This is a genomic window from Brevundimonas sp. LM2 (assembly GCF_002002865.1).
Classification (GTDB): Bacteria; Pseudomonadota; Alphaproteobacteria; order Caulobacterales; family Caulobacteraceae; genus Brevundimonas.
The window spans coordinates 3,260,092-3,281,767 of the sequence record NZ_CP019508.1 but is presented as its reverse complement, the minus strand read 5'-3'; the positions used below and the strand labels follow the sequence as shown (position 1 = coordinate 3,281,767).

The window sequence follows — 21,676 nt, the reverse complement described above, 5'->3', positions numbered from 1 at the left end:
TTCCTAACACGCGGCCCCGCGCCTTTGGGACATTTGACCGGTGACGCTTGACGCAACGCGGTTCGAAGGGTCTGGCAGCAGGATGGAATTCAATCAGATCGCGGCGCTCGTCGTCCTGGTCGCGGTCGTCGGGGTCCTGATCCACGGCAGGATCCGGTCCGATGTCGCGGCCCTGGCGGCTGCGGCCGCCCTGCTGGTGATGGGGGTCATCCGCCCGGTCGAGGTGCAGGCGGCCTTCGCCAGTCCCGCCGTCATCGCCCTGGCCTGTCTGTTCGTCATCGCCTACGCCATCGAGCTGTCGGGCCTGCTCGGTCTGCTGATCCGCCAGGCCACCGCCCTCTGCGCGCGGCTGGGTGCCGCGGGGCTGTGGCTGGTCATCGTCCTGTGCGGCGGGGCCTCGGCCTTTCTGAACAACACCCCGATCGTCGTCCTGGCCGCGCCGGTGGTGAAGGATGTCGCGACCTCGCTGAAGCTGTCGCCCAAGCGGTTCCTGATCCCGCTCAGCTACATCACCATCATGGGCGGCGGCTGCACCCTGATCGGGACCTCGACCAACCTGCTGGTCAACGACATGGCGCGCAATGCGGGCCAGCCGGTCTTCGGCCTGTTCGAGATCACCCCGGTGGGCCTCGTCATCGCCGCCGTGGGCGGCCTGTATCTGTTCCTGATCGGGGGGCGGCTGCTGGCCGGGCGGGCCGATGAGGAGACCGCGCTGCATGGTCCGCATGAACAGACCGGAGACGGCCTGCTGGGGGACGCCCAGTTGTTCGCCATCGACCGGCCCTTCGACCTTCGCAAGGCGGCGATCTCGCTGGCGGTGTTCGTGGCCGTGGTCGCGGCGGCCGCCCTCGGCATCGCCCCGATCGCCGCCGCCGCCTTCGCCGGCGCTGTCCTGCTGATCCTGCTGCGCGTCATCAGTCCGGAGGAGGCCTATGCGGGATTGCGGCCGGAGGTGCTGCTGCTGATCGCCGGCATGGTCGTGGTCGGGCTGTCGATCGAGGTCACCGGACTGGCGGCCTCAGGCACCGCCCTGCTGATCGATGTCATCCGGCCCTATGGCCCCCTGGTGGCCCTGGCCATCCTGTACGGCGTCACCCTGTTCGCCACCGAGTTCCTGTCCAACGCGGCCGTGGCGGTGCTGATCACGCCGGTCGCCGTCGCTCTGGCCGAGAGCCTGGGCGTGGATCCGCGCCCCTTCCTGATCGCGGTGATGATGGCCGCCAGCGCCGCCTTCGCCACGCCGTTCGGCTACCAGACCAATGTGCTGGTCTTCGAGCTCGGCAAGTACAGATACATGGATTTCGTCCGCGTCGGCGTGCCGCTGAACCTCGTCACCTGGGTGGCCGGGGTGATCGCCATTCCGATCTTCTTCCCCTTCTGAACGGACCCGATCAGGCTTTCGGATCGGCCGGCACGGCGCGGTTCCTGACCAGGTCCTCGACCACGCCCGGATCGGCCAGGGTCGAGGTGTCGCCCAGGGAGTCGACCTCGCCCTCGGCGATCTTGCGCAGGATTCGCCGCATGATCTTGCCGGACCGGGTCTTGGGCAGGCCGGGGGCCCAGTGGATCACGTCGGGGGCGGCGATGGGGCCGATCTCCTTGCGGACATGGGCGATCAACTCGCGGTGCAGGTCGTCATGCGGCTCGACCCCGGCGTTCAGGGTCACATAGGCGTAGATGCCCTGTCCCTTGATGTCGTGGGGGAAGCCGACCACCGCCGCCTCGGCCACGGCCCCGTGCAGGACCAGGGCGCTCTCGACCTCGGCCGTGCCCATGCGGTGGCCCGAGACGTTGATGACGTCGTCGACCCGGCCGGTGATCCAGTAATAGCCGTCCGCGTCCCGGCGGCAGCCGTCGCCGGTGAAATACTTGCCCGGATAGGCGCTGAAATAGGTGTCGAAGAAGCGCTGGTGGTCGCCCCAGACGGTGCGCATCTGGCCCGGCCAGCTGTCGGTGATGCACAGGTTGCCGGACGCGGCCCCCTCCAGGACGGTGCCCTCGGCGTCGACCAGCTGCAGCTGAACGCCGGGCAGGGGCCTGGTCGCCGAGCCCGGCTTCAGGTCGGTGGCCCCGGGCAGGGGCGAGACCAGGATGCCGCCGGTCTCGGTCTGCCACCAGGTGTCGACGATGGGGCAGCGACCCTCGCCGACGACCTCGTGATACCAGCGCCAGGCCTCGGGATTGATCGGTTCGCCGACGCTGCCCAGCAGGCGCAGGGACTTGCGGGACGTCGCCTTCACCGGGCCGTCGCCCTCGCGCATCAGGGCCCGCAGCGCCGTGGGGGCGGTGTAGAAGATCTCGACCTGGTGCTTGTCGATGACATGCCAGAAGCGGCTGTAGTCGGGATAGTTGGGCACGCCCTCGAACATCAGGGTCGTCGCCCCGTTGGCGAGGGGCCCATAGACGCAGTAGCTGTGACCGGTGACCCAGCCGACGTCGGCGGTGCACCAGAAGACCTCGCCGGGGCGGTAGTCGAACACCAGCTCATGGGTCCAGGCCGCCCAGAACAGATAGCCGCCCGTGGTGTGCAGCACGCCCTTGGGCTTCCCGGTCGAGCCCGAGGTGTAGAGGATGAACAGCGGATCCTCGGCGTTCATCGGCTCGCACGGGCAGTCGGCGCTGACGCCGTGCTTGGCCTCGCCGTAGCGGACGTCGCGGCCTTCGATCATCGGGATGTCGGCATTGGTGTGGGACACGACCAGCACCTTGTCGACCGCCCCGGCCGGCAGCTTGTCGAGCGCGGCGTCGACATTGGCCTTCAGCGGAATGCGCTTGCCACCGCGCACGCCCTCGTCGGCGGTGATGACGAAGCGCGAGCCGCAGTCCTCGATCCGGCCGCACAGACTGTCGGGCGAAAAACCGCCGAACACGACCGAGTGCACGGCCCCGATCCGGGCGCAGGCCAGCATCGCCACGGCGGCCGCCGGGATCATCGGCATGTACAGGGTGACGCGATCGCCCTTGGCCACGCCCATGCCCTTCAGGACATTGGCCATTCGGCAGACCTCGGCGTGCAGCTCGCGATAGGTCAGGCCGCCGGACTGGGTCGGTTCGTCGCCTTCCCAGATCACGGCCGTCTGGTCGCCGCGCTCGGCCAGATGCCGGTCCAGACAGTTCCAGGCGACGTTCAGCACGCCGTCCTCGAACCATTTGATGCGGAAGTCGGCCTTGTCGAACGACACGTCCTTGATCCGCGTCGGCGCGGTCATCCAGTCGAGACGCGCGGCCTGCTCGGCCCAGAAGGCGTCGGGCGTGTCGCGCGCCGCGACGCAGGCCGCATCATAGCCGGACGCCGTCATGCGGGCGCGGTCGGCCCATTCGGACGGGACGGGGTAGAGGTCAGGATCAGTCAAATCGTCGGCCTTTCAGCCCTAGAAGCCGTATTTCACGAAGACCTGCAGGCGGGTCAGTTCTCCCGATGCGCCCGATTCCAGCTCGCGCTCACCGAACATCAACTCCGCCCCGACGTCCAGCGCGGGCAGGGGGGTCCAGATCAGGTTGCCGCGCACGCTGCTGGCCGACTTGTTGCTGGCCAAGCCGATCAGGGAGCGGTCGTTGTCGACGGTCTGGAACGAATAGGTCAGGTTCGACCGCCACTGTGGGCCCCAGATGTGGCGGTAGCTGGCGAAGCCGGCGACCAGGCCGATCGCTTCCAGCTCGCCCGACGCATCGAGAACGGCGTCGTTGGCGAAGTTCAGCCCGACGTAGCGGCCGATGCCCTCGCCGCCGGACAGCATGACCCGCAGGTCGTCCTTCTCGCCGACCTTGATCTTGGCCGCCGCCGACACGCCCCAGCCGGTGGTCGAGGAATCGATCGCCGCGGTGCCGGTGGTCTCATAGGCCAGCTGGCGCACGATGCCGGCGATCGAGGCCTCACCCCACGGCCTGACCACGGCATAGCGGGCGGTGACGTCGGGCAGGCGGTTGTCGTCGGCGATGATCCGCGTCGCGGCCAGGTTGGGCGTGACGGTGGTCTCGGGGTTCTCGATCGAGATCGAGAACGGGCCGCGCGTGTAGCGGGCCTGGACCTGACGGGCGAAGACCGTGCCCTCGCTGGGGCCGATATAGTCGGCCGTGTCGGGCAGGACGGCGAGGTTCTGGAAATTGGTCCACTCCTGGCCGAACAGCCAGTTGTCGACGGTGACGAAGGCGCGGCGCAGCGACAGGGTCGACGGGCTGGTGGTCCGCTGGTCGCCGGTGCCGGGCAGGACCTGGAAATCCATCTCGACCCGGGTACCGACCTTGCGGCCGCCGAGCATGCCGTCGGTGGTCAGCCAGAACCGGGTCTGACGCGCATTGAAATCGGTCGCCGTGCTCTCGTCCGCGCCCCCGACCGGGATCGAGCCGGGCAGGTAGAAATCACGAAGCAGGTCACCGTTGGCCGGGTCGCCGCCGTCGTAGTTGGAGGCCATGAAGTCGGCCTTGACGAAGCCACCGAACTTGACGGTGTTGTTGCCGATCCGGAAGCCGTCGGCGGGGGTGGGCGCGGGCGCGGGCGGGGCCGCCGCCACCTGTTCGATGCGGAGGATGTCGCGGCTGATCGCCTCTTGCTGCGCCGTCTGCTGGTTGCGCGAGGCGACGATCTCGGATCTCAGCTCGGCCAGCTGCGCTTCCAGCTGGGCGATGCGGGCCTCCAGCGCCTGGCTGTCCTGCGCGAAGGCCATATTCGGCAGGGCCAGCAGCGCCAGGGCAGCGGTGCCGCCCATCAGGGTCGTTCTGATCATGGTGTCCTCCCGGGTTCGTCTGATGCGATCCTCCGAAGACACTCTCTTGCCGCTTGCCCCTGCGCGGCCATTAGCCAATGGTCTACTTTCGACCAAAGTCGGGGGGTGGCACAGTCTCGCGCGACCGCGGCGTCACCTCAGCACGCCCAGGAGAAGCGCCACATGGACCGCATCATCGTGGCCGATGATCATCCCCTGTTCCGCGCCGCCCTCGGTTCAGCCCTGGCGCGGGCCGCGCCCGGAGCGGCGGTGGAAGAGACCCCCAGCCTGGCCGGCGCGCGCGAGGCGCTGGGGCGGGGGCCGGTGGACCTGCTGCTGCTGGACCTGCGGCTGTCCGACAGCGAGGGGTTCGCCGGGCTGGCCGGGGTGCGCGGCGACTTTCCCGCCGTCCCAGTGGTGGTCGTGTCGGCCAGCGAGGACGCGGCGACGATCACCCGGGCCCTGGCCTTCGGGGCCGCGGGCTTCATTCCCAAGTCCGCGACGCTGGAGGTGATGGTCGAGGCCCTGACCGCGATCCTGGCCGGAGAGACCTGGGCGCCGGTGGTCCCCGCCCCGCTGGACAGCGAGCCGATCGAGCAGCGGATCGCCACCCTGACGCCGTCGCAGCTGAAGATCCTGATCGGCCTGCAACAGGGGCGGCTGAACAAACAGATCGCCTTCGACCTCGGGGTCACCGAGGCGACCATCAAGGCGCATCTGACCGGCGTGTTCCGCAAGCTGGGCGTCCAGAACCGGACCCAGGCCGTCATCGCGGCCCGCGCCCTGTCGCTCGAAACCTGATCCCGGACAGGCGCGAGCAGGCTCAGCGATCGCGGACATCCCGCCGGGACAGGAAGGCCTTCAGCGCCGCCGGTTTGACCGGTTTCGACATCAGGGCGGCCCCGCAGGCGGCGGCGCGCGCCGGTATGGTCTCGTCCGCGTCAGCGGTGATCAGGGCCAGATGGCTCAGCCCCCGGGCGCGCAGGGCGGTGATCAGGGCCAGGCCGTCCGGTCCGTCGCCCAGGTGCAGATCGATCAGGGCGGCGTCGAAGGGCCCGGCCAGGGCCAGGGCCGCCTCGGCGTCGGGGGCGGTGACGGGCGTCAGTCCCCACCGGCCCAGCAGGGCGACCAGGCCCTGGAGGATGGCCGGCTCGTTGTCGACGCACAGCACCCGCAGTCCGGTCAGGGCCGTGCGCGGCCGGTCGTCGGCAGCGCCGGGCTCCGTGGTTTGAAGCTCCGCGGGCGCCGCCCTCGGGGCGCTGATGGCGAACCGCGTGCCTCGCCCCGGCTCAGACCACAGCCCGAGCGGATGCCCCAGCAGATCGGCGACCCGTCGCACGATGGCCAGGCCCAGTCCCGCCCCGGGTTCGTCGCCGCCGCGACCGGCCAGCCGGGTGAATTCGGTGAAGATCAGCTCCCGCTTGTCGGCGGGAATGCCCCGGCCGGTGTCGCGGACCTCGATGCGGACATCGGCCCCCGCGCGACGGACCCCGACCACCACCCCGCCCCGGTCGGTATAACGTAGGGCGTTGCCGATCAGGTTCTGCAGCAGGGATCGCAGCAGGTCGCGATCCGACGCCACCCAGACCCGCGACGGCAGGATGCGCAGCTTCAGCCCCTTGGCCGCCGCGACGGGCGTGAACTCCCGCCGCAGGTCGGCGAACAGGGTCTCGATCGACAGCGGGACCACGGTCGGGCGCACGCCGCCGGCCTCCAGACGCGACAGGTTCAGCAGGGCCATCAACAGGCCGTGCGCGCTCTCGATCGAGCGGTCGGCATTGTCGGCCAGGGTGCGAGCACCCAGCGCACTGTCTCCTGCGGGCTCGGCCTTGAGAGCGGCGATGAACAGCCGCGCGGCATGCAGGGGCTGCAGCAGGTCGTGACTGGCGGCGGCGAGGAAGCGGGTCTTGGAGGCGACGGCGTCCTCGGCGGTCTGCAGCGCCTCGTTCAGCCGCTCGGTGCGGTCGGCGACCCGGGCCTCGAGCTGTTCATTGGCCTCTTCCAGGGCCTGGGCCGCGCGGCGCAGCTCGGTGATGTCGGTGTAGGAGGTGACATAGCCCCCGCCCGACATCGGCGCGCCCGTCGACTTCAGGATCCGCCCGTTCGGTTGGGCGCGTTCATGGTCGTGGGGTTCGCGCCGGCGCAGGGCCTCGAGCCGGCGCTCAACCCAGGCCTCCATGTCGGCGGTCTCGACCTCGCCGCGCTCGGCGTTCAGGCGATAGACCGCGGCGACCGGCTGGCCCACGTGGACGAAGCCGGCGGGCAGGTCGAACAGGTCCACATAGCGCGCGTTCCAGGCGATCAGCCTCAGGTCCTCGTCGACCACGCTGACGCCCTGGTCGATGTTGTCCAGCGTGGCCTGCAGCAGTTCGCGGTTGAACTGGACCGCCTGGGATGCCTCGTCCAGCATCCGCACCACGTCCTCGGGCGCGCGACCGCCCCCGGCCAGGGCGGCGGAGATAACGCGGCGGGCGGACGACGCCCCGACCGCCCCGGCCAGCATCCGCTCGGCCGCCCGGGCCAGGCCCGCATCGGCCGGATCGCTGTCGCGGAAGGTCTGACCGGTTTCGCGCGCGAAGGCGTCGAAGGCGCGGTTGGCCCCGGCGTCGCCGACGAACCGCGCCACCAGGGTCCGCAGGTCGCCGATCGAGGCCCCGGACGGGGCCGTGCTCTGGTCGCGCCAGTCCGGGCTGATCCGGTCGACGAAGGCGCGGGCCTGGACCCGGTCGATCAGCCGGGGCCGGACGGCGCGCGACACCAGCACGAAGACCAGGCTGTTGGCGGCCAGGCTGAACAGCACGCCGAACGGCAGGGGGTCGGCCAGCCCAAAGGGGGTGATGGGGCCGCTGCCCAGGGCCGCCCCGATCTGGGGCAGGGCCAGGAAGACCAGCCAGATCAACGATCCGACCACCAATCCGGCGAAGGCTCCGGTCGCATGGCCGCCCCGCCACAGCACCGCCCCGAACAGGGCCGGGGCCAGCTGGGCCAGGGCGGCGAAGGAGGTCAGGCCGATGGAGGCCAGGCCGGACGACCGGTCGATGGCCTGGAAATAGACCCAGGCCAGGAACAGGATCACGCAGATGACGATCCGCCGGACCTGCAGGATCGCGTCGGCCATGTCGGAGGCCCCCTCCCGCGCGCGCCAGCGGTCCCGGGCCAGCAGCGGCAGGATCAGGCTGTTGGAGGCCATGGCGGACAGGGCCACGGTCTCGACGATGACCATGGCCGTCGCCGCCGAGAAGCCGCCGACGAAGACGACGGCGGTCAGGGCCCGCGCTCCCTGCTGGAACGGCAGGCCCAGGACGAACAGGTCCGGATCCCCCACGCTCGCGAACAGCCGGCCGGCCGCGACGATCGGCAGGACCGCGACGCTGGTCAGCAGCAGATAGGCCGGAAAGGCCCAGCGCGCCCGGCGGATGTCGGCCGGCTTCACGGCCTCGACGAAGCCGACGTGGAATTGCCGCGGCAGACAGAAGATGGCCAGGGTCGCCAAAAGGGTGATGGCGACGAAGCGGGCGTCGACCACCGGTGGGGCCCCCAGCTGGCCGAGCGCCGCACCGATCGCCGCGCGATCCGGTACACCCATCAGCAGGATCACGGCGAAGACCGCGACCGCGAGCAGGGCCGCCAGCTTGATCAGGGATTCCAGCGCCACGGCCCGGATCAGCCCGCGATTGTGTTCGGTCAGGTCCGGTCGGCGGGCCCCGAACAGGATGGTGAAGCCGGCCAGGATCACGGCCATGACGCTGACGGTCAGGCGCTCCGATCCCGCCACCGGCGTCCCCGCCGTCAGCAGCTGCCACGCCATGGACAGGGAGGTCAGCTGCAGGGCGATATAGGGCAGGGAGCCGACGATGGCGACGCAGGCCACCAGGGCCCCCAGCGACTGGCTCTTGCCGTAGCGCGACGAGATGAAGTCCGCGATCGAGCCGATGTTCTCGCGCTTGGCCGCGGCCGCGATCCGTCGCCAGACCGGGAACAGGAAGACCACGCCGATGACCGGGCCGAGATAGATCGGCAGATAGTCCCAGCCGTCGCGCGCCGCCGTGCCGACCGCGCCGTAATAGGTCCAGGAGGTGCAGTAGATGGCGAGGCTGAGGGCGTAGGCCCAGGGGCCGAGCCGGGACGGCCCCGTCCGGTGGCCGCGCCGCTCGCTGCGCCAGGCGACCGCGAACAGCAGCGCCATATAGGCGGCGACCAGCGTCAGGATCAGCGGCGCGAACATGTCGCCCATCTTGAGCGGACCGGAGCCGATCGCACAAAGGAAAAGGGCGGGCCGACCGTTTCCGGCCGCCCCGCCCCGCCCTCTCGACCCGAAGCAGGATCAGGCGTTAAGATCGACGTCCTTGCCTTCCTTCACGAACAGGAAGCCCACGACCACGGTGATCAGCGCCACCACGATCGGATACCAGAGGCCGTAGTAGATATTGCCCGTGGCCGCGACCATGGCGAAGGCCGTGGTCGGCAGGAAGCCACCGAACCAGCCGTTGCCGATATGGTAGGGCAGGGACATGGAGGTGTAGCGGATGTTGGTCGGGAACATCTCGACCAGGGCCGCCGCGATCGGGCCGTAGACCATGGTCACGTACAGGACCAGGATGAACAGGATCGCCACCACCATCGGCCGGTTCACCTCGGCGCTATCCGCTTTCAGGGGATAGCCGACCGCCGACAGCTGCTCGCCCAGGGCGGTGTCCCAGGTCTTCTTCTGGGCGGTGAAGTCGGCGGTCGACAGGGCGTCGCCGCGGAAGCTCGGGATCACCGCCTGATCGCCGATCCGGACCTCGGCCACCGTTCCGGCCGGGGCCTCGACGTTGGTGTAGTTGATCCCGGCCCGCGCCAGATAGGATTTGGCGACGTCGCAGGACTGGTTGAACACCGTCTTGCCGATCGGATCGAACTGAACGTTACAGTCCGCCGGATCCGCATAGACGATGATGGGCGCCGACGCCGTGGCCTCGGCCAGCCGCGGGTTGGCCGCGGTGGTCAGGGCCTGGAACAGCGGGAAATAGGTCAGGGCCGCCAGCAGACAGCCGGTCAGGATGATGGGCTTGCGCCCGACCTTGTCCGACAGCCAGCCGAAGAAGACGAAGAAGGGCGTGGCCAGCAGCAGGGCGACGGCGATCAGGATGTTCGCCAAAGGCCCGTCGACCTTCATCACCCGCTCCAGGAAGAACAGGGCGTAGAACTGGCCGGTGTACCAGACCACCGCCTGGCCCGCCGCCAGACCGACCAGGGCGATCAGCACCAGCTTGAGGTTCGGCCACTTGCCGAAGGAGTCCTTCAGCGGCGTCGCGGAGCCCTTGCCCTCGGCCTTCATCTTCTTGAACGACGGGCTCTCGGCCAGCTTCAGACGAATCCACAGCGAGACCGCCAGCATCAGGATCGACAGCAGGAACGGAATTCGCCAGCCCCAGTCCGCGAAGGCTTCCTCGCCCACGGCGGTGCGCACCCCCAGGATCACGACCAGGCTGAGCATCAGGCCGGCGGTCGCGGTGATCTGGATGAACGAGGTGTAGAAGCCGCGTTTCCCGCGCGGCGCGTGCTCGGCGACATAGGTGGCCGCGCCGCCGTATTCGCCGCCCAGGGCCAGACCCTGCACGAGCCGCATCACCACCAGGATGATCGGGGCCGCGATGCCGATGGCCGCGTATGAGGGCAGCAGCCCGACCACGAAGGTCGACAGACCCATCAGCAGCATGGTGACCAGGAAGGTGTTCTTGCGCCCCCACAGGTCGCCCAGCCGTCCGAAGAAGATCGCACCGAAGGGGCGAACGGCGAAGCCCGCCGCGAACGCCATCAGGGCGAAGATGAAGCCCGTGGTCTCGTTCACGCCGGAGAAGAACTGGGCCGAGATGATCGCGGCGAGCGATCCGTACAGATAGAAGTCGTACCATTCGATCACGGTGCCGACCGAGGAGGCCAGAATGACCAGCTTGTCATTCTTGCCGACGGTCTCCGTTCCATCGCCTGGCGCACCGATGGTGCTGTCTGTCATTTGGTAGCCTCCCAAGCTCGCCGTTTTCGGCTGTTCTGCGACGGCCCCGCCGACGGCGGACGTCAAGCCGACTGTGTCAGCCAAGCGCGGGCTTGGAGAGAGCGACTTTGGTCGAAGGACGCCGCGTTGGACCCCGTCGGCTTGTTGGGAAAGTTCGCCAGCGAACACAGTCCGATAGGGTGGAACAAAGGGTCGCAGGGGCGGTTACGGGGCCACCATCCAGCGGCCCTTCAAACGGGCCCGCCCGGCCCACCTCCCCGTTCCACCTCGGCACCCCCCCCCGGACCGCCTCGACCGACCGACCCGGCCACGCGCAGGCGCGCGGACCAAGGACAGCCATGCCCCCGATCATTCTCCTCGTCTATCTCTTCAACCTGGTGTCGCTGGCCGTCCTGGCCGCCGCGGGCTGGTTCGGCTGGTCTTGGTACCAGGGACAGATCGTCGCCGACCTGGAGGGGACCCTCAGTCTGGTCCGTCAGGACTGGCAGCTGTGGACGGCCCTGGCCCTGCTGGGCTGGTCGTTCCTGGGCCGGTTCGTCGTGCTGCGTCTGCTCGCGCGCGGAGACACGGTGGCGACGCGCCCGGTTCGGGCCGATGGCCGGACCGTCGACGGCGTCGACGGGGCCAGCCTCTATGTCGAATCCGTCGGCGTTCCGGGCGCGCCGACGCTCATCCTGACCCACGGCTGGGGCATGGACAGCACCATCTGGAACTATGCCAAGGCCGCGCTGGGTCGGCGCTACCCCGTCATGGCCTGGGACCTGCCCGGGGTTGGGCGTTCCAAGGCCGGCGCCCCCAACGGCGTCAGCCTCAGCGCCTTCGCGGCCAATCTGCGGACCCTGATCCTGTCGGTCGATGGCCCGGTCGTCCTGGTCGGCCACAGCATCGGCGGCATGACCATCCAGACCGTGGCCCGCGACTATCCGGAGCTGCTGGGCGGCAAGGTGATCGGGGCCGTCCTGGTCAACACGACCCACATCAATCCTTTGCGGACCATCGTCTTCAGTCCCCTGGCTCAGGCCCTGCGGATCCCTCTGCTGATCCCTCTGTTCCGCCTGACCATGCTGCTGCAGCCCCTGGCCTGGCTGATGGGATGGCAGAGCTATCTCAGCGGCATGGCGCATGTCGCCAATCGCATCGGCTTCGGGCGTTTCGTGACGCGCAGCCAGCTGGACCACACCACCCTGCTGGCCATCCGCAACCCGCCGGGCGTTCTGGCGCGGGGGAACCTGGCCATGTTCGAGTGGGATGCGACCGCAGCCCTGCCGACCATTCCGATCCCGGTCCTGGTCCTCGGCGGCACCGTCGACATCGTGACGAAGCTGGAAGCCAGCCAGACCATCGCCAGGCTGATCCCGCACGCCCGGCTCGAGGTGGTCGAGGGCGTCAACCACATGGGCTTTCTGGAGCGGGCGGACCTCTACAACGCCGCCATCGCCGAGTTCGCCGATGACCTGGCCAAGCCCGATGCCTATCCGGCCCAGACGGCAGCCGCTTCGGTGCACTAGGGGCGGTTGATCCAGGCCAGGGCCTGGGTTTCCTCGCCCTGGTCGAAGGTTCGCGAATCGATCGGGGACATCCATCCCCCGACGGTGATCGCGGCGTCGGCCCAGCCCGGGGCCCCCACCACGCCGTAGCGCCGGACGTGAAGCAGGGATGCCGCCTCGACCTGAAGCGCCTTCGGCTCGACCAGGGCGCCCGCGGTCGCTCCGTCGAAACGCTGGAACAGGATCAGGATGTCGATCAGGCCCTGGGCGTCGAAGCGCTCCGCGACCCGTTCGCCCATCCAGCGCATGTCGTCCGTATGCAGCTCGGCGTCGATTTCGAAGATTAGCAGATCGGACCGGTCGCTGTGCTTCAGCCGGATCGCCGGTGAGGCGGGGGCCGGGTCGAGGGGATCCGCCATCACATGCTCCTTGGATTGATGCCCACCGTCCTCAATCCCGCGCAACGGCCCGTGTTCCGCCCCATCCGCGGTCCGGAGGGAACGGGTTGGGTCTAACGGAGCTTGATGCGGTCCAGCCGTTCCGGCGGGCGATCGGTGCACCATCTGTGGGCGCAGACCGAAACGGAGAAGACAATGTCCAAGACAGCCCTGGTCGTCGGCGCGAGCGGCATCGCGGGAAGCGCCGTCGCGGCGGAGTTGAAGGCCCAGGGCTGGCGGGTACTGGGTCTGGCGCGGCGGCCGACGGCGCAGGCCGGCGTGGAGCCTGTGGTCGCCGACCTACACGATCCGGAGGCGACGCGGGCGGCGCTGACCGGCAGCCGTCCCGATGCCGTCTTCTTCACCACCTGGGCGCGTCAGGCGACGGAGGCCGAGAACATCCGGGTCAATGCCGCCATGGTGCGAACCGTCCTGGACGCGATCCGGCCCGAGGCCTCGGTGCGCCACGTCGCCTTGGTGACCGGCTTGAAACACTACCTCGGCCCGTTTGAGGCCTATGGAAAAGGCACGCTGCCGCAGACGCCCTTCCGCGAGGAGCAGGGTCGGCTCGACATCGACAATTTCTACTATGCCCAGGAGGACGAGGTCTTCGCCGCCGCCGAGCGCGACGGCTTCGCCTGGAGCGTCCACCGTCCGCACACCATCATCGGCCAGGCTGTCGGCAATGCGATGAACATGGGCACCACCCTGGCGGTCTATGCCACCCTGTGCCGCGAGACCGGCCGCCCGTTCGTTTTCCCGGGCTCCGAGGCGCAGTGGAACGGCCTGACCGACATGACCAGCGCCCGCCAGCTGGCCCGACACCTGGTCTGGGCCGCGACCACGCCCGGCGCGGCCAACCAGGCCTTTAACGTCGTCAACGGTGACGTCTTCCGCTGGAAATGGATGTGGGGCCGGATCGCGGAGTGGTTCGGCGTCGAGGCCGCACCGTTCGACGGCGTGGTGACGCCGCTGGAGGTCCAGATAGCCGAGGACGGCGCGCTCTGGAGCCAGATCGCCGCGCGCGAGGGGCTGGTGGAGCCCGATCTGGCCCGCCTGGCCTCGCCCTGGCACACCGACGCCGACCTGGGGCGGCCGATCGAGGTCGTCACCGACATGGGCAAGAGCCGGCGGCTGGGCTTCACCGACTACGCCCCGACCGACGACGCCTTCTTCGACCTGTTCGCGACGCTGCGGGCCGAGCGTCTGATCCCCTGAAGGTCCTGAGCCGAGCCGGCGGGCCACCCCGCCGGCTTGAGGTTCGGCGGCGGGCGGCCGATACAGCCCCATGACCGATACCCCCGCCGCCGACATGACCTATGCCCGCTATCTGGATCTGGACCAGCTGCTGGCGGCCCAGAACCCGATCAGCGACCAGCACGACGAGATGCTGTTCGTGGTCATCCATCAGGCCAAGGAGCTGTGGCTGAAGCAGATCCTGCATGAGGTGGCCCTGGCCAAGACCCTGGTGCGGGCCGGCGACCTGGTCCCGGCCTACAAGAGCCTGGCCCGGGTCAGCCGCATCCAGGCGGTCATGACCCAGAGCTGGGATATCCTGGCCACCATGACGCCCGCCGACTATCTGCAGTTCCGCGGCGTGCTGGGGTCCAGTTCCGGCTTCCAGAGCGACCAGTTCCGGCGGCTGGAGACGATGCTGGGCCTGAAGGATCCCAAATTCCTGGTCTTCCAGGAGGACCGCCCCCACGCCCACGCGGCTCTGTCGGCCGCCCTGGCCGCGCCCAGCCTGTATGACGACGCCCTGACCCAGCTGGCGGCGGCGGGGCTGCCGGTGCCCGAGGCCGTGCTGTCGCGCGACGTCAGTCAGCCCTATCAGGCCGACGAGGCCGTCGAGGCCGCCTGGCTGGAGGTCTATCGCGACACGACCCGATGGTGGCCCCTGTATCAGCTGGCCGAGAAGCTGGTCGACCTGGACGACGCTCTGGTCACCTGGCGGCACAAACATGTGGTGACGGTGGAGCGGATCATCGGTCGCCGGCGCGGCACCGGCGGTACCGACGGCGTCGGCTACCTGGCCTCGACCCTGGAGCGGCGCTGCTTCCCCGAGCTGTGGTCGCTGCGGACCCGGCTGTAGAGACCGCGAACCCCGGACGGGCTCGGATAAGGAAGGGAAGGAATGGTGGACGCGACAGGGATTGAACCTGTGACCCCCTCGATGTCAACGAGGTGCTCTCCCGCTGAGCTACGCATCCGCCAAGACGGTTCCGAACGGGTCCGGAACGGGAAGGAGGGGTCTATACCCCAGCCCATGCGACGGCCGCAAGGGCGAAACGGGGGCGAATGTTCGACCGCCGTTCGACGTCCGGCCTTCGCACCAGGAGGTCATTCCCGCGTTCAAGCAGCGAGGGACCGCGTCGTGAACGATAGCGCCCCTCGGACCCCGCGCTCGAGCAGCGAGGCTCCGCGAGCCGAGCGATCGCGCTCCTACTTATGCATCACGCTGCGGCGCACATCTTTTCGACTTCGCTGACCAGGTCGCGCAGGTGCACGGGTTTGGACAGGACCTTGGCCTGGGGGCTGGCCTGGGCGGCGGACAGGGCCACCGCGGCGAACCCGGTGATAAACATGATGCGCAGGCCCGGCTGGCGCGCGGCCGCGACGCGCGCGACCTCGATGCCGTCCGCGCCCGGCATGACGATGTCGGTCAGCAGCAGGTCGTAGGGTCCGTCCTCCAGGGCGTCGATGGCGTCGTCGCCATTCTCGCAATCCACCACCTGGTGGCCGGCGCGTTCGAGCGCGCGGGTGAGAAAGCCTCGAAGCGAAGCGTCGTCCTCGGCCAGCAGTATGCGCGCCATGCGTTGAAAGTCCCCGGATGCAGGCGGCCAAGCTAAAGGACGAAGAGTAAACCGGCCATGAAATTCGCCGGTGCGGGGACTCGACGGCTGTGGATGCGGACGGCGGAAACGGTCTATGCCGGGCCGATGCCAGCCGACCCGCGATCCATGTTCGAAGCCGCGTTTCCGGGCGGCGAGGTCTTCGACGTCCGCTGGCCGGCGGACGGTGCCGGACGGCTCGTGTTCGCTTCGCCGCACTCCGGCGGCCATCGCCCGTCGGACATGGGCGCGATCGCCGGCCTGTCGGCGACGACGCTTCGCAGTGCCGAGGACGTCGCGGTCGATCGCCTGATCGCCGTCGGCGCCGATCACGGGGTCCCGGTCCTCAGCGCCCGGATCTCGCGCGCCTATCTGGATCTGAACCGGGCACCCGGCGAGCTGGACCCGGTCCTGATCGAAAACGTGGTTCCCCATACGCCCAGCGGCAAGGTGGCGGCCGGCTTCGGGGTCGTGCCGCGGCGCGCAGGCGACGGGACCGATCTCTACGACCGGCGGCTCTCCTTGCGCGAGGCCGAGGCCCGGGTCGCCCAGGTGCACGGCCCCTATCACGCCGCCCTGGAGCGCCTGATGCAGGACGCCCGGGCGCGCTGCGGGACCGCCATGCTGATCGACTGGCACTCCATGCCGTCGCGCGCGGCCGGCGTGCCGACACGGGGCCAGAGGGGCGTGGACATCGTGCTCGGCGATCGCCACGGCGCGGCCTGTCGCTCTGGGACGACGCGTCGGGCCCGCGCCCTGTTCGAGGCGCAGGGCTGGCGCGTGGGGCTGAACGTCCCCTATGCGGGCGGATATGCGACCCATCATTGGGGGCGACCCGGCGACGGGTTCGAAGCCCTCCAGGTGGAGATCAACCGCGCCCTGTATCTGAACGAGAACACCCTGGAGCCGTCGGGCGACTACGACCGGTTCAGGGTGGCGCTGGCGCGCGTCGTCGTCGCGCTCAGCCGCGAACTGGCTGTCTAGGCGCGGACAGAAAAAAAGCCGCGCCCGAGGGCGCGGCATTAAAGTCTATAGGGAGGAAACGCCCAGGAAGGGCAAGACGCCCGGAGGCGTCGAAGAGAAATCTAGGTTGCGACGCACAATCCGTCAAGGTCCGATCGTGTCGTAGGCATCACGCCTTGTTACCGCTAACAATCTCTGTACGGCAACATTTGTCGCATAGGACGCACAATTCTGCCACGGTTGAGCCCGGACTCGAATGCTGCACTGCAGCAGGATCAGGTTTGCCGCTCGCGATTCACCTCCAGCAGGCGTCGGGCGGTCCGGATCGCCCGCGCGGCGGGAGAGGCCGACTGACGCCAGACCAGCAGCGAGAAGGCCGACAGCACGCCCGCGGCCAGCCAGAGCGGTCCAAACAGCCACGCCGCCGCAGCCAGGGCGAAATAATAGCCTCGCACGCCCTGGCTGAACGCCCCGAGCGCGGGGTTCAGGACCTGAGCCGTGGCCTCGCCGAAGGCCATTCGGTCGGCTTCCGTATGCACCTCCGGCGCGGCGCCGATCAGGGCCAGGGCATAGTTCATCTGGCGGATCGACCAGATGAAATCCAGCAGGCCGCGCGCCAGGCACAACAGGACCAGCCCCAGCTTGGCCTCCAACAGCTGGATCGGCACCGCTTCCGCCCCGACGTCGGTAAAGCCCTGCAGCGCCTGGTCGCCGCCGAACAGGATGCCCCCGACACCGGCGATCAGCAGCAGGTTGGATGAGGCGAAAAAAGATCCCGAGTTGATCGAATGCCCCAGCAGCTGGCTGTCCAGCAACCGGATCTCGCGATGGGTCATGGCCGTCATCCAGGCGTGACGGACCGTCAGCATGTCGGAGTTGAGCGATCCGCTGCGGTGCGCCAGGAGTCGCAGAAGGGGGTCGTATCCCAACCAGCACAGGAAAAAGAGCGCCAGGCCCAACCAGTCGAATGCCGTCATGTCTCGCCGTCTCTCATTGTCGTGTCGCGCCTCGCGGCTTGCCGTGCGTCGTCTCAGGGCTTATCACGCCTGCCACTCTTTCGCAGTCGCACAAGCGGACATCCCATGAATCTCGATGCCATCCCTGTCGGCCCGAACCCGCCCTGGGACATCAATGTGGTGATCGAGATTCCGCAAGGCGGTCTCCCGGTCAAATACGAAATGGACAAGGCCTCCGGTGCCCTGTTCGTGGACCGGTTCCTGCACACCTCGATGTACTATCCCGGCAACTATGGATTCATCCCCCACACCCTGTCGGACGACGGCGATCCCTGCGACGTCATCGTGTTGAATCCGACCCCGGTGGTGCCGGGCTGCATCATCCGCTCGCGCCCGATCGGCGTGCTGAAGATGATCGACGAGGCCGGCGGCGACGAGAAGATCCTGGCCGTGCCGGTCGACAAACTGAACCCCTACTACACCGACATCGCCAGCTATCGGCAGCTGCCGACCATCCTGGTCGAGCAGATCGAGCACTTCTTCAGCCGCTACAAGGATCTGGAAAAGGGCAAGTCGGTCACGGTGCAGGGCTGGGGCGATGCGGGCGAAGCGGCCGAACTGATCTCGGCGGGCATGCGCGCCCACGACGACGCCATGGCGGCCAAGGGCAAGTCGAAGGCCGTCAGCGCCGCCTGATTGCCTCGGCCCCGGTCCTCCCCATATGGCGGGGATGACCCTGCTCTCCATTCTCGATCTCGCGCCCGTGCCGCAAGGCTCGGACGTGTCCCAGGCCCTGGCCAACACCATCGACCTGGCGCGCCAGGCCGAGCGGCTGGGCTATAATCGGTACTGGCTGGCCGAGCACCACAACATGGAGGGCATCGCCTCGGCGGCGACCTCGGTGGTGATCGGGGCCGTCGCGGCGGCGACGTCGTCGATCCGCATCGGTGCGGGCGGCATCATGCTGCCCAACCATGCGCCCCTGGTGATCGCCGAGCAGTTCGGCACCTTGAACGCCCTGTATCCCGGCCGGATCGATCTGGGCCTGGGCCGCGCGCCCGGCTCCGACATGGCGACCGCGCGGGCCCTGCGGCGGACCCTGCAGGGCGACGTCGACAACTTCCCGCAGGACGTCATGGAGCTGATGCACTGGTTCGAGCCGGCGAATGACGACCAGCGCATCCGGGCCAACCCCGGCGAAGGCCAGTCTGTGCCCGTCTGGATCCTGGGATCGTCCACCTATGGCGCGCAGTTGGCGGCCCACCTGGGCCTGCCCTATGCCTTCGCCAGCCATTTCGCCCCGACCGAGCTGATGTCCGCGATCCGTATCTATCGCGAGACCTTCCGACCGTCCGCCCGTCTGGCCAAGCCCTACGTCATGCTCGGCTTCAACACCTTCGCCGCCGACACCGACGAACAGGCCCAGGCCCTGTTCTCCTCCGTCCAGCAGGCGTTCGTGAACCTCCGCTCGGGCCGGCCGGGCAAGCTGCCGCCCCCGATGGACGGCTATGCCGACCGTCTCAACCCGGGCGAGCGGGCGATGATCGATCAGGCCCTGGCCTGTTCGGCCGTCGGGGCCCCGGCCGCGGTACGGGCCGCGATCGAAGCCTTCGTGGCGCAGACCGGAGCCGACGAACTGATGCTGACCAGCCAGATCTGGGATCCCGCGGCACGGATCCGGTCCTATGAGATCGTGGCCGACATCATGCGGCCGATGGCGCTCGCGAGCTGATCGCTCAGAGCGGCTGCGGAGCCTCGCAGCAGCCGCAGGCCGGGGTGGCGATCGGTCGTTGGGCCCGATCCGCCGGGAGCCCCAGGCAGACCGCCAGCTCGGCGAAATGGTCCACCCACGACGGTGCCGCATAGGCCGACAGGGCGGGTCTCGCGCGCATCATGTCCTGGATCGCCGTCAGCCAACCGGGGCCGTCCATCGGGTCGATCAGGATGGCGTCGCCGACCAGTTCGCGGTGCGCCGGAATGTCGGACGCGATCAGGGGGATGCCCAGGGCGCGCGCCTCCACCGCCGGCAGGTCGAACCCCTCGACCGAAGACGGGGCCAGCACCGCTTTCGCGCCCGCCATCAGCGACGCCAGGACGGTATCCGGCAGGTCGGAGGCCTGGTGCACCAGGCCGCGCAACGGCGGCGACCGCTGCAGGTGGTCGAGCACGGCCTCGTTCTCCCAACCGTATCGCCCGACCAGCAGCAGTTGCGGGGCCTCCTTGCCCATCTGCTCGGCCAGACGGCGCCACAGGGTCAGCAGGAAGGCCAGATTCTTGCGCGCCTCGATCGTCCCCACGTGCACGAAATAGGTGCCCGGCTTCACCGGCGGCATGGCCCGCTGGAAACTGGGTTCCAGGCCCAGGTGGATGGCGGTGATGGGCGGGGGAACAAGACCTTCGCGCGCGGCGAACGCCGTCAGTTCGTGCGCCGTATAGTCGGAATTGACGATGACGTGCGACGCATGGCGGACCGTGCTCAGCACCCGCTGACGGTGCTTGTCGCCGTCTCCGGGGCGGCAGAACTCGGGATGGGTGATGGGGATCAGGTCATGGAGCATGATGATCCTGGCGATCCCCCGCTCCGCCAACGCCGCCAGGATGGCGTCGTCCGCCAAGCCCGTGTGGCCGACGTTGATGTAGAAATCGCTCGCCGGCAGGTCGTTCGCCCATCGGGGTCCGAACATCGACCGCCAGACCTTGGCGGTCCGGCGTTTGGCCGGCGTCTTGGGCAGCGGCGGCAGGCCGATGACCGATTCCGCGGCCCGGCCGGGTGTCCCCAGCGCCGCCATCAGCCGCTGCTCGTCGTCGGTCAGGGCGCGCTCCGTCGCGCCGCCCGTCCAGCGTGCCCGCAGGGTCCGCACGCAGTCCTCGAACCAGCCGCGTTCCAGGGTCACCAGCTGATCGCGTCGACCACGCACCGGTGTAACCAGGATGTCCGGGCGCGACAGGAGCCACTCCGCATAGGCCAGACACACGCGGTCGACCCCGGTCGGGGCCGTGCGCTCGGCCCGGCTGACCAGCCGACTCGCATCGAACAGAACGGAGATGGTCATGATCGGGCGCGGCTGGCGGGTCGCGAAGGACCCCACATGGGCGGGCTTACGATCTCGTGATCCTCAATCAAATCCAGCCCTTCGCCGTGGTTGCCACTGCCGCCGGGGTCTGGACCACCGGAAGGATCGGGGTAGACCCTGGACCTGGAACGGTCAACCGGCCGCCCCCGTCAGGAGAGGTAGCCCGCCTGCATCAGTTCGGCGACGTGAACGATCGCCCTGGGCCGGCCGTCTTCCACCACGAACAGGTTCGAGATCCGGTTCGCCGTCAGAAGATCGACGACATCGCTCATCCGCTGCTCCGGGCTGACCGTGATCGGCTGGCGGTTCATGACGTCGGCGGCCTTGACGTCGGTCAGGTCGCTGGCGAAGGCCCGCCGCACGTCGCCGTCGGTGATCATCCCCGCCAGGCGCCCGTCCCCGTCGAGCACCGCCACCGCCCCCTTGCGGCCTTCCGTGATGGAGGCGACGACGTCGGCGAACGACGCGTCGAGCGCCACCGTCGGCGGCGGGGCGTGGTTGTCGCCCATCCATTCGCGCACGATCTGCAGGCTCATTCCCAGGGCGCCGCCCGGGTGGTGCATGCCGAAGGCCTCGGCCGAGAACCCCCGCTGCTCCATCAGGACCATGGCCAGGGCATCGCCGAGCGCCAGGGTCATCAGCGTGGACGTCGTGGGGGCCAGCCCCTGGGGGCACGCCTCGGCGACGCTGGGCATGACCAGGGCCACGGCCGACATGCGCGCCAGGAAGGAGGAGCCGCGCTGGGTCATGCCGATCACAGGAATCCCGTTCCTGTGGCAGAACAGCAGCGGATCGCGCAGCTCGCGGCTTTCGCCCGAGTTCGAGATGGCCAGCAGCGTCGTGTCGTGACGCAGCATGCCCAGGTCGCCGTGGCTCATTTCGGCGGGATGCACGAAGAAGGCGTTGGTGCCCGTCGAGGCCAGGGTGGCCGCGATCTTGCCACCGATATGGCCCGACTTGCCGATGCCCGTCACCACGACATAGCCGGGGCGGGACAGGATGATGTCGCAGGCTCGGGCGACGCTGGCGTCGACCGTCCGCTCCAGCGCCTGAAGGGCCTCGATGTTCAGCTGGATCACCGAGCGGGCGTGATCGGTCATGGCCCCGATGGCCTCGGGCGAGGAGTGTTTCGAGGCTGGAAATGGCGCGTTCAGTGGCATGGTCACGGTTTAGCGACGCGCGCGGCTGTAACGCAAGTTCAGCGATCCGGCTCAACCTTTACCGTAG

General features: G+C 69.0%; 17 protein-coding genes and 1 tRNA gene. 8 read left to right on the top strand and 10 right to left on the bottom strand.

All coding sequences use genetic code 11. The annotated features are described in order from the left end of the window. Positions 1 to 82: 82 nt before the first annotated feature. On the top strand, positions 83 to 1,381 hold the full coding sequence (locus tag BZG35_RS16185; RefSeq protein WP_077357233.1) for an SLC13 family permease: 1,299 nt from the start codon (positions 83 to 85) through the stop codon (positions 1,379 to 1,381). Between the two features lie 10 nt (positions 1,382 to 1,391). Here BZG35_RS16185 and acs read toward each other — a convergent pair whose 3' ends face one another. Both acs and BZG35_RS16175 read right to left on the bottom strand, forming a co-directional pair. Further along, positions 1,392 to 3,299, bottom strand: coding sequence for an acetate--CoA ligase (gene acs, locus BZG35_RS16180; RefSeq protein ID WP_253189359.1), 1,908 nt, complete (start codon positions 3,297 to 3,299; stop codon positions 1,392 to 1,394). A 72-nt stretch (positions 3,300 to 3,371) separates the two neighbouring features. Continuing rightward, positions 3,372 to 4,724: a DcaP family trimeric outer membrane transporter gene (locus BZG35_RS16175; protein ID WP_077357229.1), complete on the bottom strand. Its 1,353-nt coding sequence runs from the start codon at positions 4,722 to 4,724 to the stop codon at positions 3,372 to 3,374. A gap of 162 nt (positions 4,725 to 4,886) precedes the next feature. Here BZG35_RS16175 and BZG35_RS16170 point away from each other — a divergent pair, with 162 nt between their 5' ends. Next, positions 4,887 to 5,504 (top strand): response regulator transcription factor, encoded by a 618-nt coding sequence (locus BZG35_RS16170; protein WP_077357227.1) that lies wholly within the window; start codon positions 4,887 to 4,889, stop codon positions 5,502 to 5,504. A 22-nt stretch (positions 5,505 to 5,526) separates the two neighbouring features. Here BZG35_RS16170 and BZG35_RS16165 read toward each other — a convergent pair whose 3' ends face one another. Continuing rightward, positions 5,527 to 8,928, bottom strand: coding sequence for a PAS-domain containing protein (locus BZG35_RS16165; protein ID WP_171981987.1), 3,402 nt, complete (start codon positions 8,926 to 8,928; stop codon positions 5,527 to 5,529). 99 nt (positions 8,929 to 9,027) lie between these two features. Further along, positions 9,028 to 10,701, bottom strand: a complete 1,674-nt coding sequence (locus tag BZG35_RS16160; protein WP_077357223.1) for an MFS transporter — start codon at positions 10,699 to 10,701, stop codon at positions 9,028 to 9,030. A gap of 338 nt (positions 10,702 to 11,039) precedes the next feature. Between BZG35_RS16160 and BZG35_RS16155 the strand changes: the two genes are divergently transcribed. Beyond that, positions 11,040 to 12,209 carry an alpha/beta fold hydrolase gene (locus tag BZG35_RS16155; RefSeq protein WP_077357221.1) on the top strand — a complete coding sequence of 390 codons (1,170 nt, stop codon included), beginning with the start codon at positions 11,040 to 11,042 and terminating at the stop codon, positions 12,207 to 12,209. On the opposite strand, the gene BZG35_RS16150 is transcribed toward BZG35_RS16155, so the two are convergent. Next, entirely contained in the window at positions 12,206 to 12,607 is a 402-nt protein-coding gene (locus BZG35_RS16150; protein ID WP_171981986.1) for an STAS/SEC14 domain-containing protein, read from the bottom strand. The two genes, BZG35_RS16155 and BZG35_RS16150, sit on opposite strands and share 4 nt — an antisense overlap. A gap of 174 nt (positions 12,608 to 12,781) precedes the next feature. Here BZG35_RS16150 and BZG35_RS16145 point away from each other — a divergent pair, with 174 nt between their 5' ends. Further along, complete coding sequence (locus tag BZG35_RS16145) at positions 12,782 to 13,843, top strand: SDR family oxidoreductase (RefSeq protein ID WP_077357217.1); 1,062 nt, start codon at positions 12,782 to 12,784, stop codon at positions 13,841 to 13,843. Positions 13,844 to 13,913: 70 nt separating this feature from the next. Continuing rightward, on the top strand, positions 13,914 to 14,717 hold the full coding sequence (locus BZG35_RS16140; RefSeq protein ID WP_077357215.1) for a tryptophan 2,3-dioxygenase: 804 nt from the start codon (positions 13,914 to 13,916) through the stop codon (positions 14,715 to 14,717). 43 nt (positions 14,718 to 14,760) lie between these two features. On the opposite strand, the gene BZG35_RS16135 is transcribed toward BZG35_RS16140, so the two are convergent. Next, positions 14,761 to 14,835, bottom strand: a tRNA-Val gene (locus BZG35_RS16135). A 243-nt stretch (positions 14,836 to 15,078) separates the two neighbouring features. Then, positions 15,079 to 15,438, bottom strand: a complete 360-nt coding sequence (cpdR, locus tag BZG35_RS16130) for a cell cycle two-component system response regulator CpdR (protein WP_077357213.1) — start codon at positions 15,436 to 15,438, stop codon at positions 15,079 to 15,081. 57 nt (positions 15,439 to 15,495) lie between these two features. Here cpdR and BZG35_RS16125 point away from each other — a divergent pair, with 57 nt between their 5' ends. Further along, positions 15,496 to 16,440, top strand: a complete 945-nt coding sequence (locus BZG35_RS16125; RefSeq protein ID WP_253189204.1) for an N-formylglutamate amidohydrolase — start codon at positions 15,496 to 15,498, stop codon at positions 16,438 to 16,440. Positions 16,441 to 16,694: 254 nt separating this feature from the next. Here the strand turns inward: BZG35_RS16125 and BZG35_RS16120 are convergent, their stop codons facing one another. Further along, positions 16,695 to 17,396 carry a DUF599 domain-containing protein gene (locus BZG35_RS16120; RefSeq protein ID WP_077357211.1) on the bottom strand — a complete coding sequence of 234 codons (702 nt, stop codon included), beginning with the start codon at positions 17,394 to 17,396 and terminating at the stop codon, positions 16,695 to 16,697. A gap of 105 nt (positions 17,397 to 17,501) precedes the next feature. On the opposite strand from BZG35_RS16120, the gene ppa reads away from it, so the two are divergent. Next, positions 17,502 to 18,071, top strand: a complete 570-nt coding sequence (gene ppa / locus BZG35_RS16115; RefSeq protein ID WP_077357209.1) for an inorganic diphosphatase — start codon at positions 17,502 to 17,504, stop codon at positions 18,069 to 18,071. 34 nt (positions 18,072 to 18,105) lie between these two features. Beyond that, positions 18,106 to 19,107 (top strand): LLM class flavin-dependent oxidoreductase, encoded by a 1,002-nt coding sequence (locus BZG35_RS16110; RefSeq protein ID WP_077357207.1) that lies wholly within the window; start codon positions 18,106 to 18,108, stop codon positions 19,105 to 19,107. 4 nt (positions 19,108 to 19,111) lie between these two features. On the opposite strand, the gene BZG35_RS16105 is transcribed toward BZG35_RS16110, so the two are convergent. Further along, entirely contained in the window at positions 19,112 to 20,428 is a 1,317-nt protein-coding gene (locus BZG35_RS16105; RefSeq protein WP_077358215.1) for a glycosyltransferase family 1 protein, read from the bottom strand. A gap of 170 nt (positions 20,429 to 20,598) precedes the next feature. Further along, positions 20,599 to 21,609 (bottom strand): SIS domain-containing protein, encoded by a 1,011-nt coding sequence (locus BZG35_RS16100; RefSeq protein WP_077357205.1) that lies wholly within the window; start codon positions 21,607 to 21,609, stop codon positions 20,599 to 20,601. Positions 21,610 to 21,676 lie beyond the last annotated feature (67 nt).

Excerpts from the sequence above, each read along its gene's own strand:
- BZG35_RS16185 (WP_077357233.1), top strand. The coding sequence starts at position 83 with ATGGAATTCAATCAGATCGCGGCGCTCGTCGTCCTGGTCGCGGTCGTC.
- acs (WP_253189359.1), bottom strand. The coding sequence starts at position 3,299 with ATGACGGCGTCCGGCTATGATGCGGCCTGCGTCGCGGCGCGCGACACG.
- BZG35_RS16175 (WP_077357229.1), bottom strand. The coding sequence starts at position 4,724 with ATGATCAGAACGACCCTGATGGGCGGCACCGCTGCCCTGGCGCTGCTG.
- BZG35_RS16170 (WP_077357227.1), top strand. The coding sequence starts at position 4,887 with ATGGACCGCATCATCGTGGCCGATGATCATCCCCTGTTCCGCGCCGCC.
- BZG35_RS16165 (WP_171981987.1), bottom strand. The coding sequence starts at position 8,928 with ATGTTCGCGCCGCTGATCCTGACGCTGGTCGCCGCCTATATGGCGCTG.
- BZG35_RS16160 (WP_077357223.1), bottom strand. The coding sequence starts at position 10,701 with ATGACAGACAGCACCATCGGTGCGCCAGGCGATGGAACGGAGACCGTC.
- BZG35_RS16155 (WP_077357221.1), top strand. The coding sequence starts at position 11,040 with ATGCCCCCGATCATTCTCCTCGTCTATCTCTTCAACCTGGTGTCGCTG.
- BZG35_RS16150 (WP_171981986.1), bottom strand. The coding sequence starts at position 12,607 with ATGGCGGATCCCCTCGACCCGGCCCCCGCCTCACCGGCGATCCGGCTG.
- BZG35_RS16145 (WP_077357217.1), top strand. The coding sequence starts at position 12,782 with ATGTCCAAGACAGCCCTGGTCGTCGGCGCGAGCGGCATCGCGGGAAGC.
- BZG35_RS16140 (WP_077357215.1), top strand. The coding sequence starts at position 13,914 with ATGACCGATACCCCCGCCGCCGACATGACCTATGCCCGCTATCTGGAT.
- cpdR (WP_077357213.1), bottom strand. The coding sequence starts at position 15,438 with ATGGCGCGCATACTGCTGGCCGAGGACGACGCTTCGCTTCGAGGCTTT.
- BZG35_RS16125 (WP_253189204.1), top strand. The coding sequence starts at position 15,496 with ATGAAATTCGCCGGTGCGGGGACTCGACGGCTGTGGATGCGGACGGCG.
- BZG35_RS16120 (WP_077357211.1), bottom strand. The coding sequence starts at position 17,396 with ATGACGGCATTCGACTGGTTGGGCCTGGCGCTCTTTTTCCTGTGCTGG.
- ppa (WP_077357209.1), top strand. The coding sequence starts at position 17,502 with ATGAATCTCGATGCCATCCCTGTCGGCCCGAACCCGCCCTGGGACATC.
- BZG35_RS16110 (WP_077357207.1), top strand. The coding sequence starts at position 18,106 with ATGACCCTGCTCTCCATTCTCGATCTCGCGCCCGTGCCGCAAGGCTCG.
- BZG35_RS16105 (WP_077358215.1), bottom strand. The coding sequence starts at position 20,428 with ATGACCATCTCCGTTCTGTTCGATGCGAGTCGGCTGGTCAGCCGGGCC.
- BZG35_RS16100 (WP_077357205.1), bottom strand. The coding sequence starts at position 21,609 with ATGCCACTGAACGCGCCATTTCCAGCCTCGAAACACTCCTCGCCCGAG.